The following is a 21,398-nucleotide window of genomic DNA, read 5'->3' as shown; positions in this document are numbered from 1 at the left end:
CATAAATATATATTGGGCGACACTTCGGAGGTTCGCCTGTTACGACGAGAAAGCGCGTGTCGTTGGGAGCATGACGGGCGTGATCCAGATGACCGCTCGTCGATCGCCGTTGTCGTCCCTGCTCACCCGGATGCTCGACCGATCGCCCGGACTGGCTGCGAGCCTCCTGGGTGGCGTGCTCGCGGCCGGGCTCGGGCTCGGGTCGTTCGCCGTGCTTGTGATGGTGCTGTGGATCAGTTCGCCGTATCCCGACAGTGGGCCGGGAGGCGCGCTGCATGTCGCGGCGGCGCTGTGGCTGCTCGCGCACGGCGCCGAACTGGTCCGTACCGACACGCTCTCCGGCGTTCCCGCGCCGGTCGGTGTCACGCCGTTGTTGCTGCTCGCGGTGCCTGTGTGGCTGGTGCATCGGGCTGCGCGGGACGCGGTGGACGGGGGCGGGGGAGAGGGCGACGGTGACGATGCGGACGATGGTCCGCCGCTTGTGGCCGGGCGTACGGCGTGGGCCGGGGTCGTCCTCGGGTATCTCGGCGTCGGTGTGGCTGCCGCGTTGTACGCGTCCGGCGGGGAGTTGCGGCCGGCTTGGGCGTGGACCGTGGTGTGTCTGCCGACGGTGGTCGTGGTGGCGGCGGGGGTGGGGGTGTGGACGGCGTACGGGCGTCCGCGGGATGTTGCCGACGGGGTGCTGATTCTGCTGCCGGCGTCGGTGCGGCGGCTGGTGCTCGGGGTGGAGGCGCGGGAACGGCTCGGGGTCGCCGTGCGGGCGGGGCTGGCTGGGGTGGCGGTGCTTGTGGGGGGTGGGGCGTTGTCGCTTGCGGCCTCGCTGGTGTGGCACGGCGGGGCGGCTCGGGGGTCGTTTCTGCAGTTGACGGAGGGGTGGTCGGGGCGGTTCGCGGTGTTGTTGCTGTGTCTGGCGCTCGTGCCCAACGCGGTGGTGTGGGCGGTGGGGTACGGGCTGGGGCCCGGGTTTGTGCTGGGGGCCGGGCATGTGGTGGGGCCGTTGTCGTCCGATCCTGCGCCGTTGTTGCCGCCGTTTCCGTTGTTGGCTGCGGTGCCGGATGCGGGGGTTGGGGGGCCTTTGGAGTGGGCCGTGGGGGTGGTGCCGGTGGTGGCCGGGGTGATGGTGGGGTGGTTTGTGGGGCGCGGGGCTGTGGTTCGGGGGGAGGCAGGGGCGGGTGTTGTGGTCGGTGCCGGTGCCGGTGCCGGTGCCGGCGCCCGTGCTGGGAGCGGGGCAGGGGGCGGGGTCGTGGTCGGGGCAAAGGCAGGGGCCGGGGGTCGAGGGTGGTCGCGGGGGCGGACTGCTGGGGTTGGTGCGGTGGCGGCTGTTTTGGGTGGGGGGATCGTCGCTGTTCTTGCGGGGCTTGCGGGTGGGCGGCTCGGGGTGGGGGCGTTGGCTCGGTTTGGGCCGGTGTGGTGGCAGGTCGGTGGGGTGGCGGTTGTGTGGATGGCGGGGGTGGGGGTGCCGGTGGCGTTGGGGGTTCGGGCTTGGCGGGGGCGTGAGGTTGGGGCGGGGTTGGGGTTGGGGTGGGGGCTCGGGCTGGCTTCGGTGGTGGGGTGGTTGGGGATTCGGAAGAAGGGTGGGGAGGAGCGAGGGGAGGGGGCTCCGGAGGGAGAGGGTGTTGTGGCGGAGGCGGTGCCGGTTCAGGGGGCGGTGTTCGGGTTGCTGCGGGATCAGCGGGGTGACGATGCGCTTGAGGCGTATGACCTGTTGCCGGCCGAGCCGGTGGAGGGGGGCTGGCACGATGACGCTGCGCGGGAGGCTCGGTGGGCGGCGCTTCGGGAGGCGGCGGATGGTTCTGACGAAGCTTGATCGCCCCCGCCGCCCCTACCCGTCCCATCCCCAGGGGCGCTGCCCCTTCGACCCCGCCAAGGGGCTGCGCCCCCCGGACCCCCGACGGCCCTGAACGGGCCTTGTCCTCAAACGCCGGACGGGCTGAAAGATGCGGACCGGCGTTGAGAAGTGCGCGTCAGCGCCGAGACAGGCGCGTCGGCGCTGAGAGATGCGCATGCGACACCGCGAGGGCATACCCCGCAGGCGCCCGCCCCGCCCACGGGCGGGTGCGTGTGCGGGCGAGGGATCAGGTCGACCCCGTCCCGTCAGCTCGTCAGCTCGTCAATCCGTCAGCCCGTCATCGGCACCGACTCCCGACCCCGTCAGCTGTTCGTCCCCAGTACCCCCCGCAGCTCCTTCGGCAGGAGCTGCTCGCAGGCCTGTTTGGCCTGGTTGGTGAGGGCGTCCGTTGTGCAGGTGTAGTAGTCGCTGTAGACCTGCTGCGCGGTGAAGGTCGCGGCGACCAGGGCGATGGCCAGGATGGAGGTGACCAGGCCGCTGATGGCTGCCGTGGTCTGGGGGCGGGGGGCGGACGTGTCGGTGGTGTCCTGGGCGGCGCGGGACCTGGCGCGCAGGGCGCTGATGCCCCAGTAGAGGGAGAGGGCGCCCAGGAGCAGGGCCACGTACGGCCAGCTGAAGAGGGCGAAGAAGAAGGCCCACATGCCGGAGAGCAGGGAGTAGCGGGCGCGGCGTTGGATGGGGTCCGTGGGGTCCCAGCGCATACCGGTGTTCGGGCCGCTGCCGTTGGGGTTCTCGGGGCCAGAGGGGGTCGGGCCGGGGCGGTCTCCGGGGTGGTCTCCGAAGCCGCCCTGGGAGCGGCCGGGCTGGCGGTCGCTCCACTGGCTGCCCCAGGGGGACTGCGCGTTGTCGTCGCCCTGTGCGTCGTCGCCCTCCGTGGGGCGGCGCGGCTGCCAGGGGCGGTCGGGCGTGCCCTCCGGCGGCGGCGCGAACGGGTTGTCGTCCTGGCTCGCACCGCTCTGCTCGTCGCCGTCGCCGGTCTTCCTGCCCGAGGGCGCGTCCGGGGGCGAGGCGGGGCGCTCTCGCAGCAGGACGGCGCCACGCCCCCCTCCCCGCGCCGGGAGCGGAGAGAGCGTGAAGAGTCGCAGGCTGCGGTCCGACATCAAGTGAGCGTCTTCCCCTTGGTCCGAATTCCGATACGGGTGCGGTCGTGCGGTCGTGCTGTGCGGGTGGTCAGGTACAGCGCTGACACGGTCACTTCGTGAACGCATCGCACCACCACCGCGTTCCCGAGCCCGTCCCTCGCAGACGCTACCTTCCGGCCACGCCCCCGTCCCACGGGGGCCGTCCGGTGTGCCGGTATCGTTGCTGACGGCCGACCGCTTCGTAGACTTCCCCGTATCCCGGGGCGCGAAGCATTCGTACGACTGTACAACCGGCCGTACAGATGCTCCCCCGAGAAAGGGCCCCACCGTGGCCGCCACTCCCGCCGGCCGAGCGGTCAAGCGCCTCGTCGTGCTGGTCTCCGGATCCGGCACCAACCTGCAGGCGCTCCTCGACGAGATCCACCGGACCGGCGTGACCGCCTACGGCGCCGAGATCGTGGCCGTCGGCGCCGACCGCGACGGCATCGAGGGGCTCGCGCGGGCCGAGCTGGCCGGACTGCCCACCTTCGTGTGCAGGGTGAAGGACTTCGGGAGTCGGGGGGAGTGGGACACGGCGCTTGCGGAAGCGGTGAGCGCCTTCCAGCCCGATCTTGTTGTCTCCGCCGGGTTCATGAAGATCGTGGGGAAGGAGTTCCTCGCGCGCTTCGGGGGGCGGTTCGTCAACACGCACCCCGCCCTGCTGCCCAGTTTCCCGGGGGCCCACGGTGTGCGGGACGCGCTCGCGTACGGCGCCAAGGTGACCGGCTGCACCGTCCACTTCGTCGACGACGGCGTCGACACCGGACCGATCATCGCCCAGGGCGTGGTCGAGGTCCGGGACGAGGACGACGAGAGCGCTCTGCACGAGCGCATCAAGGAAGTCGAGCGAAGGCTGCTCGTCGAGGTCGTGGGGCGGCTCGCCCGCAACGGCCATCGCATTGAGGGACGAAAGGTAGTTATCCAGTGACCGCCGAGACCATCGAGAACGGCAAGCGGGCGATTCGCCGCGCGCTCGTCAGCGTCTACGACAAGACCGGTCTTGAAGAGCTGGCGCGCGGGCTGCACGAGGCCGGGGTCGAGCTCGTCTCCACCGGTTCCACCGCCGCCCGGATCGCCGCCGCCGGCGTCCCCGTCACCAAGGTCGAGGAGCTCACCGGCTTCCCCGAGTGCCTGGACGGCCGGGTCAAGACCCTGCACCCCAAGGTGCACGCGGGCATCCTGGCCGACCTGCGCCTGGAGAGCCACCGGCAGCAGCTCACCGAGCTGGGTGTCGAGCCCTTCGACCTCGTCGTCGTCAACCTCTACCCGTTCCGCGAGACCGTCGCCTCGGGCGCCTCGCCCGACGAGTGCGTCGAGCAGATCGACATCGGCGGTCCGTCGATGGTGCGCGCCGCCGCCAAGAACCACCCGTCCGTGTCCGTGGTCACCAGCCCCGAGCGGTACGCCGATGTCCTCGCCGCGGTCGCCTCCGGCGGGTTCGACCTCTCCACCCGCAAGCGGCTCGCCGCCGAGGCCTTCCAGCACACGGCGTCGTACGACCTCGCGGTCGCCGGCTGGTTCGCGAGCGCCTACGCGCCCGTGGACGACTCGATGTTCCCCGACTTCCTGGGTGCCACCCTGGAGCGCAAGAGCACGCTCCGGTACGGCGAGAACCCGCACCAGCCCGCCGCCCTCTACGTCGACGGCACCGGTGTCGGTCTCGCCGAGGCCGAGCAGCTGCACGGCAAGGAGATGTCGTACAACAACTACACGGACACGGATGCCGCCCGCCGTGCCGCGTACGACCACGACGAGCCCTGTGTCGCGATCATCAAGCACGCCAACCCCTGTGGGATCGCGATCGCCTCGGACGTCGCCGAGGCGCACCGCAAAGCGCACGCGTGCGACCCGCTGTCGGCGTTCGGTGGCGTGATCGCCGTCAACCGGCCGGTCAGCAAGGAGATGGCGGAGCAGGTCGCCGAGATCTTCACCGAGGTCATCGTCGCGCCCGACTACGAGGACGGCGCCCTGGAGGCCCTCGCCAAGAAGAAGAACATCCGGGTGCTGAAGGCGCCGGCCGCGCCCTCCCACCCCGCCGAGGTCAAGCCCATCGACGGAGGTGCCCTCCTCCAGGTCACCGACCGCCTCCAGGCCGACGGCGACGACCCGGCCAACTGGACGCTGGCGACCGGCGAGGCCCTCACCGCCGACGAGCTGGCCGAGCTGTCCTTCGCCTGGAAGGCCTGCCGGGCCGTGAAGTCCAACGCCATCCTGCTCGCCAAGGGCGGCGCCTCCGTCGGTGTCGGCATGGGCCAGGTCAACCGCGTCGACTCCGCCAAGCTGGCCGTCGAGCGGGCCGGCGAGGAACGCGCGCGTGGCGCGTACGCCGCCTCCGACGCGTTCTTCCCCTTCCCCGACGGCCTGGAGATCCTCACCGCGGCCGGCGTCAAGGCCGTGGTCCAGCCCGGCGGTTCGGTCCGCGACGAGCTGGTCGTGGAGGCCGCGAAGAAGGCCGGCGTCACCATGTACTTCACGGGGACGCGGCACTTCTTCCACTGACGGCACCGCACTCACCCGGCACCACTCCACTCACCCACCACTGACAGCCGGCGTTGTCAGTGGTGGGTGAGAGTCTTGAGGGCATGATCGTCGAACGCGCTTACGCGCATGTCGCCGAGGCCGACCGGGGCGACGGGAGTCAGTGGCCGTGGTCGGTGCCGTGCGTGCGGCAACTGCTCGACGACGGGCTCAGATTCACCGCCCCGGTCACGTTCCTGGTGGGGGAGAACGGGTCGGGGAAGTCGACCCTCGTCGAGGCGCTGGCCGAGGGCTTCGGGCTGGACTCCTGGGGCGGGTCGGCCGGGTACCGGTACGCGGGTCCGCGTGAGCCGTCGCCGCTGGGCGGGCGGGTGCGGTTCGAGGCGTCGAAGGCCGGGCGCCGGATGCTCCAGGGGCCGCGGACCCGCCGTAGAGGTTTCTTCCTGCGGGCCGAGACCGCGCTCGACGCGCTCGGCCGGGAGCGGGGCACCGGGCGGATATCCGGGTCCCCGGAGGAGATGAGCCACGGCGAGGGTTTCCTGATGGCCTTCCGCGAGCGCTTCAACGAGCCGGGGCTGTACGTCCTGGACGAGCCCGAGGCCGCGCTGTCCTTCGCGTCCTGCCTGGAGCTGGTGGGGCTGCTGGACGACCTCGGGCGCTCCGGTGCCCAGGTCGTCTGCGCCACGCACTCGCCGCTGCTGACCGCGCTGCCCGGCGCCGCGATCGTCGAGGTGGGCGAGCACGGGATGCGGCCGGCACAGTGGCAGGACCTGGAGATCGTCGACCACTGGCGCCGGTATCTGGACGACCCGTGGCTCTATCTCCGGCACATCGTGGGGAGTTGAGCGGGTACGGCCAGGGAGAGTTCAGCGGGTACGACGGAAGCGGAGCTCCGGCCCTCCCCCGAGGAAGCCGGAACCCCGCCGTGGGCCGGGCGTCAGCAGATGGCGAGACCCGGGATGGGCTCGTAGTTGTTGCCGCCCGAGACCTTGTTCGCCGGGAACCAGCCCCAGCCGTCCTCGGAGTAGGCGTCGTCACCCTGGGTGTAGAGCCACCAGTTGTTGCGGGCGTCGCCGACCGGCGTGTTCTCGCCGTACTGGATCTGGCAGACGAACCAGTTGTCCCCGGCGTACAGATAGCCGGTGTCCGTCTCGAAGAAGCCGACGGCGTCGCCCAGGTAGTTGTGGCAGTAGCGGGCGGTGTACGTCTTGGTGCCGAACGACTTCTGGCCGGCGTCTCCCCAGCAGCCGTCCGCCGCCGACGCGCTCGCCGGGGTGAGTGCGACGGCGCTCATCGCCAGCACCGCCGTCGCGCCGAGCGAGGCGAGGATGCGCTTCATGGTGTGTGTCCTTCCGGTCCTGCCACCCCCGTTGGTGGACATGACCACCCTCGTTCCCGCCGCCCGCGCGCGGAACCTCGGACCTCTCAGGGTCACTTTTTGACGGGCGGTGTGTACTCCTTGAGGTAATGGGCGACGCGCACGGTGTAGGCACGGGTCTGCGGGAGAACACCGCCCGCCGCGTTCACTTTCTTGTACGAGGTCCGGTAGGAGGCCGCGATCAGGATGCGGCGGTCGCCGGGCAGGGAGGTCTCCAGGCGCGGTTCCATGAAGCACAGGTAGCGGGCCATCGCCGGGATGGACTGGGCGGGCGTGAGCGGCGGTTGGGGGGTCTTCTTGGCCGGGATGCCGTCCGAGCGGATCCACCAGCGCAGCACGCTCGGGGTCCAGCGGGCGATGCCGTACTCGCCCTCGCCGCCCGCGGTCGGATCCGAGAGGCCGGGGTCGAAGTTGCTCTCCGTCTTGAGCATCGCCGCGATGAGGGCCGGCGAGACCTCGTGCTGGAGGCAGTCGTGGGCCGAGTCGACGATCAGCCGCCGGTACTGCACGGGGATGCCCTTGTCGGTACGGAGTTCGGAGGCGCCGTAGGTGGCCGACGTGCTCTTGCCGGACGTGCTCGCGCCGCCCGTCGTGCCCGAGTCGGCCCAGGTGCTGATGCCGTAGCCGAGGGCCGCCACGGCGACCGTCGCGGCCGCCGAGACCAGGGCCAGCACGGCCCGGCGCCGGCGGGGCAGCGGGGCCCGGGGCAGTTTGGGCGAGCGGCCCGTGCCGGCCGCCGCCTCGACCCGGCGCAGCAGGGCGTCGGTGCCGATGCGGTCGGCGTGCGTACGGGCCAGACAGTCCCGCACGATCTCCCGCCAGGCGTCCGGGAGTTGAGGTGCCAGCCGCAGCTCGTCGTGGCCGCGCGCGTAGGCGGCGGCAGCGTCCCGGCGGGCGCTGGGGGTGCCGCCGGGCAGTGGGAAGGAGCCGGTCAGCAGGAGGTGGGCCAGCACGCCGAAGGCCCAGACGTCCGCCGACGGGCGGATCCGGCGCCCGCGTTCGCCGATCTCCGCCCACAGCAGTTCGGGGGGCGTGTAGTCCGGGGTGGAGAACGCGGGCGTGTACGCGTGCGTGCCCTCCAGTTCGGCCGCCATGTTGAAGTCGGCGAGCCGCGCCGAACCATCCGGCATCAGCAGCACATTGGCCGGTTTCAGATCCCCGTGCACCCAGCCCGCGTGATGCAACTGGGCCAGCCCCTCGCAGATCTGCGCCAGCAGCGCGGGCCCGGCGGCCGGGCGGGGCGCGGCGGAGAGCAGATCGGCCAGGGAGCGCTGGGCCCGCTCCAGTACGAGGACGGTGGCGCCGTCCAGACGGGGGCGGGCCGGGTCGTCGACGACGAGGGTCTCGTACATCCGGATCAGTCGGGGGCGGGTCAGCCGGCGGTACAGGTCGATCTCGCGCTCGACGAGTTCGCGCAGATGGGCCAGTTGACGCGGGGTGTCCGTGCCGGTGGGCAGGAACTTGAGGGCGGCCACGCGGGGGAGGTCGCCGGCGCCGCCGGTGCGGCGGCCCTCGTAGACGCTGCCGAAGGCGCCCGTCGCGATGGGCGCGCGCACTTCCCAGGCGCCGACCCGGTAGCCGCTGGGCACCGGGACGGCGTACGGCTCGGTCACCGGGCCACCCGGCCGGTCGGTGCGGCGGTCAGCACGATCAGGTCGTCCTCGCGCACCAGGTCGAAGCGGAGCGCCAGGGAGACCAGGGACTCCTTCTTGCCGTTGAGGCGCGGGCCCGTGTCGGCCTCTTCCGGGCCGGGCTTCAGGCGCAGTTTCACGGCCAGGTAGTCGATGTTCCACTGCACGGAAGTGCGGGACGCGGCCGGCCAGTTGGGGCGCAGCCGGTCGACGACCTGGTCGACGGTGGGCAGCGGGGCGTGCGGCTCGCCGCGCAGCCGGGGCTCGCACAGGGCGGCCAGGACCGCGAAGTAGCGCTTGGTGCGGTCGACGGAGAAAGCGGGCGCGGTGGTGTCGCCGGCCAGGCCGCCCTCGGTGCGCAGATAGTCGTGGCGCGGCGCCCACACCTGGATCGGCAGCAGATCGCCCGCGGCCGGCAGCACGATCCGCGAGAACTCGAAGGGGACCGGGGCGTCCAGCCGGCCAGGACCGACCTTGATGTGCTCGCCCGCGCCCTCCGGGTTCTCCACGACGTACGTCTGTCCCCCGCTCAGGTTGCTCAGCGTCCAGAAGGCGCCCTGCGCGGTGATCGCGCCCGCGCGGCGGGACACGCCGTCGTGCGCGATCGCGAGGTCGTTGTCGCGCGCCAGCCGTCCGAAGGTGATCCGTTCGCCCGGCGCGAGCCGGAGCTGGGTGCGGTCGCGTTCGTCCTCCGTGGTCGTCGGAGGTACCACGATGATGCTGTACAAGGTGCGTCTCCCCGTGCCTGCCCGCTACGGAGGTCAGACTAGGCGGACGTGGCAGGGCCGTGCCCCCCTCGGACGGGTGAGACACGGCCCTTGCACAGGAATGGCGCGAACGTGATGCCTTGAACTGGTCAGTTCTGGATGACCATCGTGCTCGCGGCCTTGTCGTGCCAGCCCTGCTGGCGGCCCGACTTGTCCCAGAACGGGGAGAGGTAGACGAGCAGCGCGCCGATACCGCAGGCGAGGGAGCCGACCGTCGGGATGACCCAGCGGATGAACGCGGAGCCCAGGCCCGGCTTCTGGCCGGTGTCGACCTTCACCACGCGGATGCCGACGGCGAGCTTGCCGAGGGTGGCGCCGAACGCGGCGATCATCACCAGCTCGTAGAGCAGACCGATGATCCCGAGGACACCGATGACGGCGCCGAACTTGGCCGCGATGTCCGAACCCGCGTTGTTGATGCAGGTGTTGTAGTCGACGGCGTTCGGGTCGCAGTCGTTGGCCGAGGCGAAGGCGCCCGCGACACCCACGGCGGCGAGGGCCGTGTAGATGATGCCGAACACGACACTGTCGATCGCCCGGGCGCCGAAGCGGCGGCCCATCGAGGCGACGCGCGGACCGGGACCGCCACCGGGGTAACCGGGCTGCTGCGGATAGCCGTAACCCTGCTGCGGGGGGACACCAGGGGCCTGCGGATAGCCGTAGCCGGGCTGCTGCTGGCCCTGCTGGGGGTAGGGCTGACCCTGCTGGGGGTAGCCGTAGCCGGGCTGCTGCGGATTCTGCGGTTGCCCGTACGGGTTGTTCGGCGAGCCGAAACTCATGGCTGGTTTCCTCCGTTGCGCATGGGGACGGCGCGGGCCGCACGGAGGAACGACACGAAGTGAGCGGTTTGCCCCCCGAACACGAACCGCGGTACTGCGGCGCTCATCGTTCTTCACGGCGGTCTTACTTGTCCAGCGGCATTCCCTATGTGTTGTGCAAGTGCAACATCGACGATCATGGCCGGATATCGGGTACGGGAGTGGCGGGGCACCCGGATTGGAACCGGGGGCCGGTCATCCGCGAGGATGGGGTCATGACCGCCCAGATTCTCGATGGCAAGGCCACCGCAGCTGCGATCAAGTCCGATCTGACCGCCCGCGTGGCGGCGCTGAAGGAGAAGGGCGTCACGCCCGGCCTCGGCACGATCTTGGTCGGGGACGACCCCGGCAGCCAGAAGTACGTCGCCGGCAAGCACCGCGACTGCGCGCAGGTCGGTATCGCCTCCATCCAGCGCGAACTGCCCGCCACGGCGACGCAGGAGGAGATCGAGGCGCTCGTCCGCGAGCTGAACGAGGACCCGGAGTGCACCGGTTACATCGTCCAGCTGCCGCTGCCCAAGGGCATCGACGAGAACCGCATCCTGGAACTGATGGACCCGGACAAGGACGCGGACGGCCTGCACCCGATGAACCTCGGCCGCCTCGTGCTCAACGAGCCGGCCCCGCTGCCCTGCACGCCCAACGGCGTCCTGACCCTGCTGCGCCGCTACGGCGTCGAGATCAAGGGCGCCGAGGTCGTGGTCGTCGGCCGCGGTGTCACCATCGGCCGCTCGATGCCGCTGCTGCTCACCCGGCGCAGCGAGAACGCCACGGTGACGCAGTGCCACACCGGCACGCGTGACCTGTCCTCGCACCTCAAGCGCGCCGACATCATCATCGCCGCGGCCGGCTCCGCCCACCTGATCCGTCCCGAGGACGTCAAGCCCGGCGCGGCCGTCCTCGACGTCGGTGTCTCCCGCAACGCGGAGGGCAAGATCGTCGGCGACGTCCACCCCGGTGTCGCCGAGGTGGCCGGCTGGATCTCCCCCAACCCCGGCGGCGTGGGCCCGATGACCCGCGCCCAGCTCCTGGTCAACGTGGTCGAGGCGGCGGAGCGCAGTGCCGCCGGCTGAGCCGCGGGGAACCGGGCGGGGAAACGCCGGAGCGGCGGACGCCGGGTCGGCCGACGCGGAGTCGGGCGAGCGGCACGACGCCGGATCGGCCGGACCGCGGTACCCCGAGCGGGGGAGCGCGGGATCGGAGGAGCGGCCGGGCGGTCGCGAGGCCGGTGTCGCCGAGCCCGCTGAACGGGCCGATCGTTCGAAGGCCGGTGCGCCGGAGGCGCGTGGTGTCGGGACCGGTGGGGCTCAAGAGCCCGAGCAGCAGGCGGAGGCTGTCGTGCGGAGTGCGATCAGTGTGAGCGGTGCCGAGGGCAGTGGTACCGAAAGCAGTGGTGCCGAGGGCACTGATGCGGAGGGCGGCGGTGTCGGGAACGGGCGGAAGTCGCGCCGCGGTACCCGGCGGTTTCCGTTGTTCACGCGGGACACCGCGCGGCCCGAGGGCGGCGGCCGGGCGGCGGCCGGTGACGCGCCGGCGCCCGCGCGGCAGTGGCCGATCCTCGCCGTGCTCGGGCTCGTCGCGCTCGGCCTGCTGCTGACCGCGCTGGACGCCTTCCGCTACGGCACGCTGCTGATCGGCATCGCCCTGGTGGCCGGCGGAGTGATGCGCTGGGTCCTGCCCGACGTCGGCATGCTCGCCGTACGCTCCCGCTTCACGGACATCGCCACGTACGTCCTGCTGGGCCTCGCGATCGTCCTGCTGGCGATGATGGTGCAGCCGAAGCCCTGGCTGCAGATCCCGTTCCTGAAGGACACCCTGCACTTCACGGTGAGCAGTAGTTAGGGCCACCACGCACGACGACGGCCCGTCCTCTCCCCCGAGCAAGGACGGGCCGTCGCCACGCCCCACCCTCGTGCACGCCGAACCGCCTGTTCAACGCCTGTCAGCGCGCTGTGGCACAGCGGTGACCGTTCCGCGACGGTGTCCGCCTCTCGCCACGGGACGCACGGGAACCAACAACCGTCCGACGTCGTCCATCGCACCGACCGGACAACGTGACGCCATGGAGGTGTGTGATGAGCGCCTGGCAGCCGCTGCCCGACGATCTGCCGCCGGAGGTGCGGCACTTCGTGGAGCAGTTGCGGCTCCTCAAGGACCGCACGGGGCTCAGCCTCGTCGCACTCGGCGCCCGCACCGCCTACAGCAAGTCCTCCTGGCACCGCTACCTCAACGCCACCCAGCCCCCGCCCCGCCAGGCCGTCACCGCCCTGTGCCGGATCGCGGGCCTCGCCGGCCCCGACGCCGAACGCTTCACCGTCCGCTGGGAACTGGCCGTCCGCGCCTGGCCCCGCCCGGCCACCCTGCCCGCGAGCCCCGGCGGAACCCCGGGCGGCACAGGCGTCCCCGGCGGCGACGGGTACGAGGACGACCCCACCCTGCCCTGGTGGGACACGCCCCCCGAGGAAAAGCGCGGGCGCCTGCCGGGCGGGAAGCTGCTCCTGTACGCCGTACTGCTGCTCCTCTTTTTGCTGCTGGCCGCGGTCGTAGGCGCCGTCGCACTGGGGTGAGTTGCCCCTGGGTGGGCTGAATAGGGCCGAGGCGGGTGGGGTTGTCCATGTGTGGCTGGGGTGTCGATGTATTGACAAGTTTGCGGATTTGACACGGGGTTGTTCGACGCGGGCGTTAGCGTGGGCGAGTCCGGCCGGCGCAGGCGAGGGGGGCTGCCGGTGGGACACTGGACCATGAGCCGCCGGGCGTGCAACGGTGCATGTCCGCGGCTCGATGCTCCCGTGCGCCCCCACCCCGGGAACTGAGATCCTTAGTGGGCGCATCCCTGTGGGTAGCCAGAACGGGGACTCGGAAGAGGGCGCCACGTGCGGGGGAAAAACGCGAGGAAGACCAGCACGAACCGGGGGGAAGAGGGGGGAAGCAATGCCTCGTTGGAGGGCCTTGCCGGATGAACTCGATCCGCAGGTAAGGGAGTTCGCGAGCCAGCTGCGTCGGCTGGTGGACCGCAGCGGCCTGAGCATCGCATCGGTGGCCGACCGCACGGGCTACAGCAAGACGTCCTGGGAGAGATATCTCAACGGGCGGCTGCTGGCACCCAAGGGCGCGATCGTCGCCCTGGCGGAGGTCACCGACACCAACCCGATCCATCTGACCACGATGTGGGAGCTCGCCGAGCGTGCCTGGAGCCGTTCGGAGATGCGCCACGACATGACCATGGAGGCCATCCGGATCTCCCAGGCGCGCGCCGCGCTCGGGGAGTTCGGGGCGCCTCCGGCGAACGCCAAGGGCAGCAAGACCGCCCGCAAGAGCGGCAGCGCGACGGCGATACCCGGAGTCGCCGGCCCGGCGGGCGTGGCGCCGACGGTGCCGCCCCAGCCGACGGCACCCGACACCCATGACTCGCGGGATGTACGGGACTCACGGGACGTACGAGACGTACGGGATCCGGCGGCGGCTCCGGCCGACGCGTCCGGGAGTTCCTCGGGGGCGTCTTCCTCCGGCGGCAACTCCTGGGGGATCGCCGCGTACCAGCGGCCGCCGCAGACCGCTGCTCGGGCGTCCGGGACCGCGTCACCGGCCTCGACACCGGCGCCGGCCTCGGCACCGGCGTCCGACGGCCCCGGCTGGACGCCGGGGACGCCGAATCCGTTCGGGGAGCCGTCGAGGGGCGGTTCCGCAGGGTCCGGCGGTTCCGCCGGCCCGCGCGGCGACGGCGGTGGCAGGCGGCGGCTGACGATGTTCCTCGCGGGGGTCGTCGGCGTGCTGGTCGTCATAGCGGCCGTGTTCTTCCTGACCGACAACGGCAAGGACGACAAGGACGACGACGCCAAGGCCTCGGCGTCGCCCTCGGTCAGCGCCCAGACCGACCTGCCGCCCGGGGTCAAGTGCGCGGGCGCCTCCTGCACCGGCAAGGACGCCGAGGCGATGGGCTGCACGACGGACGCCAACGCGGTGACGACCGCCAAGACCGCCACCGTCGGCACGACCACCGTCGAGGTCCGGTACAGCGAGACCTGCGGCGCCGCGTGGGGTCGTATCACCCAGGCCGCCCAGGGCGACCAGGTCCAGGTGGCGGCGGGTACCGCGAAGGAGAACGACAGCATCACGACGGCCGGCGACACCATCGCGTACACGCCGATGGTCGCGGTGAAGGACGCGGGCGAGGCGACGGCGTGCGCGACGCTCGCGTCCGGGCAGAAGGGGTGCGCCCAGTAGCGCGGCACGACAGCGGCACAGCGGAAAAGGCAGAAAAAGGGGGGCGGCCGCCCGGTCCGGGAGAGGGGGACCGTGGCGGCCGCCTTGTGGGGGTACCGACTTTGCCGGACTCCCGTGGGGGTACGGTTCGCGTGCCCGGGTTGCGGGCGACTATGCGTACCGCCCGCGAAATGTTGCGACGGTTCACTCGACGGAGTGAGTCACTCCGTGGGGCGAGCCACATGGGACGTGTGGAACGAGCCACATGAGACCTGTGGGACGGGCCACATCGGACCCGGACGTACGCGATCCCGGATGCGCGATAGCCTGACCGGTGGATCTCTCTTGATACCAAGAGATCGATCATCTGTACGTCCCACCCGGACGCTCCACCGCCAGCTGTATACGGAGAACGCCATGACCCGCACTCCCGTGAACGTCACCGTCACCGGCGCGGCCGGCCAGATCGGTTACGCCCTGCTCTTCCGCATCGCCTCCGGCCAGCTGCTCGGCGCGGACGTGCCGGTCAAGCTGCGACTCCTGGAGATCACCCCGGCGCTCAAGGCCGCCGAGGGTACGGCGATGGAGCTCGACGACTCCGCCTTCCCGCTCCTTCAGGGCATCGACATCACGGACGACCCGAACGTCGCCTTCGCCGGCGCGAACGTCGCCCTCCTCGTGGGCGCCCGCCCCCGCACCAAGGGCATGGAGCGCGGCGACCTGCTCTCCGCCAACGGCGGCATCTTCAAGCCGCAGGGCAAGGCCATCAACGACAACGCCGCGGACGACATCAAGGTCCTCGTCGTCGGCAACCCGGCCAACACGAACGCGCTGATCGCGCAGGCCGCCGCCCCGGACGTACCGGCCGAGCGCTTCACCGCGATGACCCGCCTGGACCACAACCGCGCGCTGACCCAGCTCGCGAAGAAGACGGGCACCACGGTCGCCGACATCAAGCGCCTGACCATCTGGGGCAACCACTCCGCCACCCAGTACCCCGACATCTTCCACGCCACGGTCGCCGGCAAGAACGCCGCCGAGACCGTGAACGACGAGAAGTGGCTGGCCGAGGACTTCATCCCGACCGTCGCCAAGCGCGGCGCCGCGATCATCGAGGCCCGCGGCGCGTCCTCCGCGGCCTCCGCGGCCAACGCCGCCATCGACCACGTCCACACCTGGGTCAACGGCACGGCGGACGGCGACTGGACCTCCATGGGCATCCCGTCCGACGGCTCCTACGGCGTCCCCGAGGGCCTCATCTCCTCCTTCCCGGTCACCACGAAGGACGGCGTCTACGAGATCGTCCAGGGCCTGGACGTCAACGAGTTCTCCCGCGCGCGCATCGACGCGTCGGTGCAGGAGCTGGCGGAGGAGCGCGAGGCGGTCCGCGCGCTCGGTCTCATCTGAGCCACCCTCAGTAGGGCTTCGCAGCCCCGTACTCCCCACGGCTTCTGTCACGAGCCTGCACGGGCCCTGTTCCGGTTCCATCCGGAACGGGGCCCGCGTCCGTTTTCGCCGCTACGGTCAGGACAGATGCCCGCCAGGGTGATATCGGGGGGTTCGCGATGAGCGGATGGAACGGCTACAGCTCGGGTTCCGGTGAGCGTGAGCCGAGCGAGGAGAGCGGGCAGGCGGCCTGGTCGGGAGGGCGGCCCACGCCGCCGCCGGAGTGGGCGTCGGCCGAGACCCGCACGAACGTCACGCCACCGGGTCACTCCGTTGGGCAGGGGCAGGGGCAGGGGCAGGGGCAGGGGCAGGGGCAGGGCAACGCGGCCGGTCCGGCACCCGTGCCGGGGTGGCCGCCACCGCCCCCGTCTCCCTACCCGGCCACGTCCCCGTACCAGCCGCCGGCTCCACCGCCCGCCCGGTCCGGCGGTGCCCGTCGGCTGCTCGTCGCATTCACCGCGACGGTGGTTCTCGGCGCGGGCGCGGGAGCCGCGTTCTGGTACGTCAACCGGGACGGTTCGACCGGTGACACGGCGGCCCCCGCGACCAGCGTCAGTGCTGGTACCGGAGCCGGCGCGAGCACGGAGGCGCCCGCCTCCACCCCGCCTGTCTCCACCTCGCCCTCCTCCGCCTCGCCCCTGAACTCCGTGGCGCCCAACTCGCCGTCCCCGTCCACCGGTTACCGCCGCGCCCAGGACCCGACCGGCTACACCGTCGACGTCCCCGCGGGCTGGAGCCGTCGGCAGAAGACCGGGCAACTCGCGCCGGTGGTGTTCTACGACGCTCCCGGCGACGGCCGTCAGTTGCAGATCTTCCGGATCTCCGAGGCGACTCCCGCCGAGTCCCTCGAACTGGCCGAGACCGACCCCGGGTACGGGTTCGCGAAGCAGCCCGGATATCAGGTGATCGAGCGGGACCGCGGGGACACCTGGGCCGAGTTGACGTACCGCTACGACGATCCGGACACGGGGGCGCGGCAGATCGTCGACCATCGGTTCCGGGCGGCCGACGGTTCGCTGTACGCGATTCGTGCGGGTGGACCGGCGGACCTGGCGCAGGAGTCGGTGCGGGAGCCGCTCGCCATGGCGGTGCGGTCCTTCTGTCCGGCGGGCGCCGAGTGCACGTGAGTCGGCCTGCGGCTACTCCAGGCCGCGCTTGCCGGGGGCCCAGAACGGCTTGGTGAGTACCGAGCGCCGGTCCCAGCCGGCCTCGCGGACGAGGACCTGGCGCACCTGCTGCACGGTCCGCGCCTCACCGGCGACGTAGGCGATCCCGCCCGGCTCGGGGGCGAGGTGCTTTACCGCGTCGGGGAGGGAAGTGCCGCCCCTGGTCAGCCAGTTGAGGCGGTCCGTGTGGGGAAGCGTGAGTCGGTCCGCGGGGGTGTCCGTCTCCACGCAGCCGGAGATGCGGGCGTCCTCGGGCAGCGCGGCCAGCATCGCGCCGAAGGCGACGGACGCCGTCTCCTCGCCGACGAAGACGTGGTGGGCGGCGTCGGGCCGGAGGGTGAACGAGCCCTCGGGCTTCCGCAGGCGCACCTGCTCGCCGACGCCGACGCTCTTCCCCCAGCGGGCTCCGGGTCCGCCCTCGGAGTGGTCCAGCACGCACAACTCGACGCCGCCGGACGGGTCGTAGCGCCATATGGAGTACGTCCGCAGGGTCAGGCCGGTGACCAGGACGCGTACCTGTTGGCCGGGGTGGACGTCGAGGCCGGCGAGTGTGTCGCTCTCGATGCGCAGTCGGCGCATACGGGCGGTGATCGGTTCGGCCGCGGTAACGGTGCCTCGGAGTGTCACCAGGTCGAGGACGGGGTTCAGGAGGGCGACGGGCACGGGTGGCTCCTCAACTGGGTGGCGCGTGGGGGGAGTTGATGATCAGGGGCGAGATGGACGCGATAGTACGCGTTCCTCGCCGGACGCGATAGTGCGTGTGGTGGGCCGGTCGCGGTGTCCGACGATCACGAGTGCTGTGGCCGCGAGGACGATCAGGGCCACCGTGCGCAGCGCCGGGGCCATGCCGTCGGCGAGGTCGGGGTGGGCGGCCAGGATCGTGCCGGTGACCGCGACGCCGAGGGCCGCGCCGAGTTCGCGGGCAGAGGTGCCGAGACCGGAGCCGAGCCCCGTCCGGTGCGGCGGGAGCGAGGTGACGACACCGACCGTGAGCGCGGGCATGGAAAGGCCGGTGCCCGCCGAGATCACGAGCGGCCAGCAGGCGTACGTCCAGTACGGGGTGCCCGCGTCGGCGGTGGACGCGCCGAGCAGGCCCAGGCCGATGAGGGCGAGGCCGGTGCCGATGACCGGACGTGGGCGGTGCGACCAGCGGACGGCGAGTTTCGGGACGAGGGCCATGCCGATCGTCAGCGGCACGATCGCGACGCCGGTGACGGCGGCGCCGTAGCCCTTGATGCCTTGCAGGTACTGGGAGTTGACGTAGAAGAGGGAGAACAGGCCGAAGAAGCCGGTGGCCGTGCCGAGGGTGGCCGCGCGGAGGGTGGGGGAGGCGGGTCAGCGGGCGCCGGCCAGCCGCTTCTCGAACCAGTGGTCCGCGTAGACGTGATCGACGTAGGCCGGGATCTCCGTGTAGCCGCACGCCCGGTACATCGCCTGCGCCTCCGTGAGCACGGCGTGCGTGTCCAGTCGTACGACGTCGAAGCCGTGCGCCACGGCCGCGCGCTCCAACTCCGCCAGGATCCGGCGGGCCAGGCCGAGGCGGCGGGCGTCGGGATGGACCCAGACGTGCCGGATCTCGCCCACGCCGGGCTCCAGCGTCCGTAGCGCCCCGCACGCCATCGGCCGCCCCTCCTCGTACGCGACGAAGAAGGCGCCCGCGTCGCCGGTGACCTCCCGCGGCCGTACGAGATCGGACTTGTCGAAGCCCTCCGGGAAGCGGGCGCCGATGTCGGCGGCGTAGGCGTCGAGGCAGGCGCGGGCGTCCTGGGCGGCGCCGTCGACCAGGGCGACCGTGATGGCGGCCAGGCGGAGGAGGCGCTGGGCGGTGGCCATCGCACGGGTGAGTTCGGTGCGCTGGGGCTCGCTGAGGGTGTCGAGAAGGCCGGCCGCGAGCGCGTTGGCCCGGCGGTTCTGCTCCTTGATCTCGACGCGGCCGGCCGCGGTGAGCGCGACCCTGCGCAGCCGGTTGTCGTCCGGGTCCACGCTGACCCGGACCACGCCCTGCGCCTCCAGGGTCTTCGCCATCCGGCTCAGATATCCGGCGTCCAGGCCGAGGCGGCTCCGCAGCTCGCGCAGCGAGACCCCGTCGCCGGACTCGGCGTCCCCGGACTCGATCTCGAACAGCAGCCGGGCCTCGCCGAGCGGGCGGTCCTGGCCGAGGTAGTGGTCGTCGAGCGCGCCGATCCGGCGGGTGAAGTAGCGGTTGAACCGGCGGAGGGCCGCGACCTGCTCCGCCGGGACCGGTTCCGAGTGTTCTTGCTCCATATTTCTTTGACTTTAGTCAAAGGTTCCGGATCCGTCCAGGCCTGCCATTCGCCTTACGCCCGTCACTTCCGTCGCTCTATGCTGACGGTTTGTCAACTGAACGTATGACAACGGTCTTTCCACGCATCGGGGGAACAGCGTGACTACCGCTTCCTTGCCTTTCTTACCTCCGCACGCGAGTGAGGCGACCCGGCTGCTGTGTGCCGGTACCTATGTGGACCCCGGTTACCGCGACCGCGTCATCGAGGAACTCCACCTCAACGAACAGCGGATGGTGGCCCCTTCACTCGGCTTCGACGCCGCCGTGTCCTCGCCCACGCCCTGCGCGCCCGCCGCTACGAACTGCTGTGGGCCGGCGCCGTCATCGGCCTGTGGGTGGTGGGGGCGTCGCTCAGCGGCGGGCTCCTCTGCTCCCGGCGTTCCTGATCCGGTGGTGGGGGCGGGTGTTCTTCGCGGTGTTCCTGGTGTTCACGGTCGTCGCCGCGTTCGGCAGCGGCCCGGACGACCCGTATGCGTCCGGCTCCTCGGACCCGGCGAGCCTCAGTGACGTCCTCGTCCCGAGCGCCGACGGCATCAGCGGCCTCACCGAGCCGTGGCACGCCTGGGTCACGCTCGGGGTGTTCGCGCTCATCGCGCTGTGCCTGCACGCCCAACGCACCCAGTTCAGCCGGGTGTTGGCCGCCGAACTCTCCCCGCAGCGGTTCCCGGACGCCGCCTCCGACCCCGCCGAACAGGCCGAGGGCCACCGTTTCCAAGAGCTCAAGCAGCGCATCCGGCTGGAACAGCACGCGCCGCTGGTCATGTACCACTAGGCCCGTCCGTTCTGCGGGGCCGGTTCGGCGTACGACACCTGGGTGCTCGCGGTGGAACTGCGGCCGGACGAGACCCAGAAGCGCCGGCCGCTGAGCAACCGCACGGTCCTGGAGCGGATCCGTCCGCTGCTCGAACAGCTCCGGGTCCCCGCCGAGTACGCGGGCCCCGGCGTCCGCGACCGGCTGCGCTGGCTGGAGATCGACGAGTGCGTGTTCCTGCCGGCCGAGGGGCTGACCAGCCGGGAGCAGGCGCCGTACACCCCGCAGGCCTTCGAGGAGCACCGGGCGCGGGCGGTCGAGGAGGGCGCCGAGAAACGGCGGCACTTCCTGCGCATCCGCGTCGGCGGCTGGGAGGAGGAGCTGGTCGTCACGGTCTTCGTGCGCATCCACACGCAGGGCCGGATGCTGATGCTGGAGATCGCTCCGCATGTACTGACGCCGGTGCGGGCGGAGTTCAAGGACGCCGACCGTACGGCGCACCGGTTCCGCAACAACAACGCGCTCGGCAAGGCGGCCGAGGCGATCACCCTGGTGCCGGCCTCGGCGGGGCGCGCGCTCGCCCAACTCGGCCGGGGGCTGCTCTACTTGTGGCGCCTGCTGACCGGCGGTTACGCGGGCGCGCTGCCCGACGGTCCCGCGCTGTCCGTACGCGAACTGGGCGCGGAGCCGAACGGTTCGCTCTTCCAGGAGATGGACGTCGCCCGCTATCTGCGCAGCGTGCAGGACCGGGTCGCGAACGGCGTACGGTCCGCGCTCGCCGAATGCGGTTACGAGACCGGCGAGTTCGTCCAGAAGATCGTCAACATCAGCAACGGCGACGTGAACATCGGCCGGGTCGAGGGCAGCACGTTCGCCGTCGGCAGCCATGCGACCGCGTCCGCCACCGCCACTGTCTCGGGCGGCCCCGCGCCGTCGAAGGGAGCCGACAGCAATGGCCAGTGAAGAGCCCAAGGTCAGCTTCGGGAACGTCTCGGGGAGCACCTTCGCCGTCGGCAGCCACGCGCACGCCGAGAGCCATCACCAGCACGGGGCGGGTGGAGAGCGCGACCAGGCGACGGAGGAACTGCTCGCCGCGGTACGGGAGTTGAGAGCCGACCTGGAGCGCGTGCGGGCGAGCGAGCAGACGGCGGCGCTGGCTGCCGAGCTTGCGGAGACCGAGGCCGAGATCACCGGGACGGGGCAGGCGGGGTCCACTCGTCGGCAGCGCTTGCGTGAACTGCTCAACGACTCCCAGTCCTTGCTCAACGTCCTTGCCTCGGCGGGGGCGGTCGCCGGGTTGTTGGGGATGTGAGAGGGGCGCCATGAGCGGGGGAGAGCGGTACTGGAACGAGGACACACAGCGGTGGGAAGAGGGGGAGCGGGAGGAAAAGGGGTCGGTGACTCCGTCGGCCCCGCCGACTCTGCCACCGCCTCGCCGGCCGGAATTCTTGCCCGGGGCCGGGGCGGGTGACGAGAACCGGGCGC

The 21,398-nt window shown here is 71.6% G+C and carries 19 protein-coding genes and 1 pseudogene; 12 read left to right on the top strand and 8 right to left on the bottom strand.

What is annotated here, in order from left to right; translation table 11 throughout:
* Nucleotides 1-70: 70 nt before the first annotated feature.
* Complete coding sequence (locus M2283_RS23705; RefSeq protein WP_280878360.1) at nt 71-1,807, top strand: cell division protein PerM; 1,737 nt, start codon at nt 71-73, stop codon at nt 1,805-1,807.
* A 344-nt stretch (nt 1,808-2,151) separates the two neighbouring features.
* On the opposite strand, the gene M2283_RS23700 is transcribed toward M2283_RS23705, so the two are convergent.
* The gene (locus tag M2283_RS23700) at nt 2,152-2,949 is read right to left on the bottom strand and encodes a hypothetical protein (RefSeq protein WP_280878359.1); all 798 of its coding nucleotides are present in this window, start codon (nt 2,947-2,949) and stop codon (nt 2,152-2,154) included.
* Between the two features lie 310 nt (nt 2,950-3,259).
* Here M2283_RS23700 and purN point away from each other — a divergent pair, with 310 nt between their 5' ends.
* The 3 genes from purN (at nt 3,260) to M2283_RS23685 (ending at nt 6,293) form a co-directional block, all read left to right on the top strand.
* Complete coding sequence (gene purN / locus M2283_RS23695) at nt 3,260-3,898, top strand: phosphoribosylglycinamide formyltransferase (RefSeq protein WP_280878358.1); 639 nt, start codon at nt 3,260-3,262, stop codon at nt 3,896-3,898.
* Nucleotides 3,895-5,469: a bifunctional phosphoribosylaminoimidazolecarboxamide formyltransferase/IMP cyclohydrolase gene (gene purH / locus M2283_RS23690; RefSeq protein ID WP_280878357.1), complete on the top strand. Its 1,575-nt coding sequence runs from the start codon at nt 3,895-3,897 to the stop codon at nt 5,467-5,469. The genes purN and purH overlap by 4 nt, the downstream gene beginning before the upstream one ends.
* 83 nt (nt 5,470-5,552) lie before the next feature.
* The gene (locus M2283_RS23685) at nt 5,553-6,293 is read left to right on the top strand and encodes an AAA family ATPase (RefSeq protein ID WP_280878356.1); all 741 of its coding nucleotides are present in this window, start codon (nt 5,553-5,555) and stop codon (nt 6,291-6,293) included.
* Nucleotides 6,294-6,385: 92 nt separating this feature from the next.
* Here M2283_RS23685 and M2283_RS23680 read toward each other — a convergent pair whose 3' ends face one another.
* The 4 genes from M2283_RS23680 to M2283_RS23665 all read right to left on the bottom strand — a co-directional run bounded on the left by M2283_RS23680 (nt 6,386) and on the right by M2283_RS23665 (nt 10,003).
* Nucleotides 6,386-6,787, bottom strand: coding sequence for a hypothetical protein (locus tag M2283_RS23680; protein WP_280878355.1), 402 nt, complete (start codon nt 6,785-6,787; stop codon nt 6,386-6,388).
* 92 nt (nt 6,788-6,879) lie between these two features.
* Nucleotides 6,880-8,439 (bottom strand): protein kinase domain-containing protein, encoded by a 1,560-nt coding sequence (locus M2283_RS23675; protein ID WP_280878354.1) that lies wholly within the window; start codon nt 8,437-8,439, stop codon nt 6,880-6,882.
* Nucleotides 8,436-9,185 (bottom strand): FHA domain-containing protein, encoded by a 750-nt coding sequence (locus tag M2283_RS23670; protein ID WP_280878353.1) that lies wholly within the window; start codon nt 9,183-9,185, stop codon nt 8,436-8,438. Before M2283_RS23670 ends, M2283_RS23675 begins: the two co-directional genes overlap by 4 nt.
* Before the next feature lie 128 nt (nt 9,186-9,313).
* On the bottom strand, nt 9,314-10,003 hold the full coding sequence (locus M2283_RS23665; RefSeq protein ID WP_280878352.1) for an RDD family protein: 690 nt from the start codon (nt 10,001-10,003) through the stop codon (nt 9,314-9,316).
* A gap of 254 nt (nt 10,004-10,257) precedes the next feature.
* Here M2283_RS23665 and M2283_RS23660 point away from each other — a divergent pair, with 254 nt between their 5' ends.
* The 6 genes from M2283_RS23660 to M2283_RS23635 all read left to right on the top strand — a co-directional run bounded on the left by M2283_RS23660 (nt 10,258) and on the right by M2283_RS23635 (nt 16,818).
* On the top strand, nt 10,258-11,115 hold the full coding sequence (locus tag M2283_RS23660; RefSeq protein ID WP_280878351.1) for a bifunctional methylenetetrahydrofolate dehydrogenase/methenyltetrahydrofolate cyclohydrolase: 858 nt from the start codon (nt 10,258-10,260) through the stop codon (nt 11,113-11,115).
* Nucleotides 11,116-11,380: 265 nt separating this feature from the next.
* Nucleotides 11,381-11,884 carry a DUF3017 domain-containing protein gene (locus M2283_RS23655; RefSeq protein WP_280878350.1) on the top strand — a complete coding sequence of 168 codons (504 nt, stop codon included), beginning with the start codon at nt 11,381-11,383 and terminating at the stop codon, nt 11,882-11,884.
* Between the two features lie 233 nt (nt 11,885-12,117).
* On the top strand, nt 12,118-12,609 hold the full coding sequence (locus tag M2283_RS23650) for a helix-turn-helix domain-containing protein (protein WP_280878349.1): 492 nt from the start codon (nt 12,118-12,120) through the stop codon (nt 12,607-12,609).
* Nucleotides 12,610-12,991: 382 nt separating this feature from the next.
* Nucleotides 12,992-14,266, top strand: coding sequence for a helix-turn-helix domain-containing protein (locus M2283_RS23645; RefSeq protein WP_280878348.1), 1,275 nt, complete (start codon nt 12,992-12,994; stop codon nt 14,264-14,266).
* Nucleotides 14,267-14,662: 396 nt separating this feature from the next.
* Entirely contained in the window at nt 14,663-15,652 is a 990-nt protein-coding gene (locus M2283_RS23640) for a malate dehydrogenase (RefSeq protein ID WP_280878347.1), read from the top strand.
* Nucleotides 15,653-15,810: 158 nt separating this feature from the next.
* Nucleotides 15,811-16,818 carry a hypothetical protein gene (locus M2283_RS23635; protein ID WP_280878346.1) on the top strand — a complete coding sequence of 336 codons (1,008 nt, stop codon included), beginning with the start codon at nt 15,811-15,813 and terminating at the stop codon, nt 16,816-16,818.
* Between the two features lie 12 nt (nt 16,819-16,830).
* Here M2283_RS23635 and M2283_RS23630 read toward each other — a convergent pair whose 3' ends face one another.
* The 3 genes from M2283_RS23630 to M2283_RS23620 all read right to left on the bottom strand — a co-directional run bounded on the left by M2283_RS23630 (nt 16,831) and on the right by M2283_RS23620 (nt 19,122).
* Nucleotides 16,831-17,520 (bottom strand): siderophore-interacting protein, encoded by a 690-nt coding sequence (locus M2283_RS23630; RefSeq protein WP_280878345.1) that lies wholly within the window; start codon nt 17,518-17,520, stop codon nt 16,831-16,833.
* Between the two features lie 42 nt (nt 17,521-17,562).
* Nucleotides 17,563-18,102, bottom strand: coding sequence for an MFS transporter (locus M2283_RS23625; protein ID WP_432423123.1), 540 nt, complete (start codon nt 18,100-18,102; stop codon nt 17,563-17,565).
* A 90-nt stretch (nt 18,103-18,192) separates the two neighbouring features.
* Nucleotides 18,193-19,122, bottom strand: coding sequence for a bifunctional helix-turn-helix transcriptional regulator/GNAT family N-acetyltransferase (locus tag M2283_RS23620; protein WP_280878344.1), 930 nt, complete (start codon nt 19,120-19,122; stop codon nt 18,193-18,195).
* 139 nt (nt 19,123-19,261) lie between these two features.
* On the opposite strand from M2283_RS23620, the pseudogene M2283_RS23615 reads away from it, so the two are divergent.
* Nucleotides 19,262-20,876 (top strand): annotated as a pseudogene (locus tag M2283_RS23615) (hypothetical protein).
* Nucleotides 20,866-21,225: a hypothetical protein gene (locus M2283_RS23610; RefSeq protein ID WP_280878343.1), complete on the top strand. Its 360-nt coding sequence runs from the start codon at nt 20,866-20,868 to the stop codon at nt 21,223-21,225. Before M2283_RS23615 ends, M2283_RS23610 begins: the two are co-directional and overlap by 11 nt.
* The last annotated feature ends 173 nt before the right edge of the window (nt 21,226-21,398 follow it).

Origin of the sequence: Streptomyces pseudovenezuelae (assembly GCF_029892565.1) — a bacterium.
Lineage (GTDB): Bacteria > Actinomycetota > Actinomycetes > Streptomycetales > Streptomycetaceae > Streptomyces > Streptomyces pseudovenezuelae_A.
This window is presented reverse-complemented; position numbering and strand designations above follow the sequence as displayed.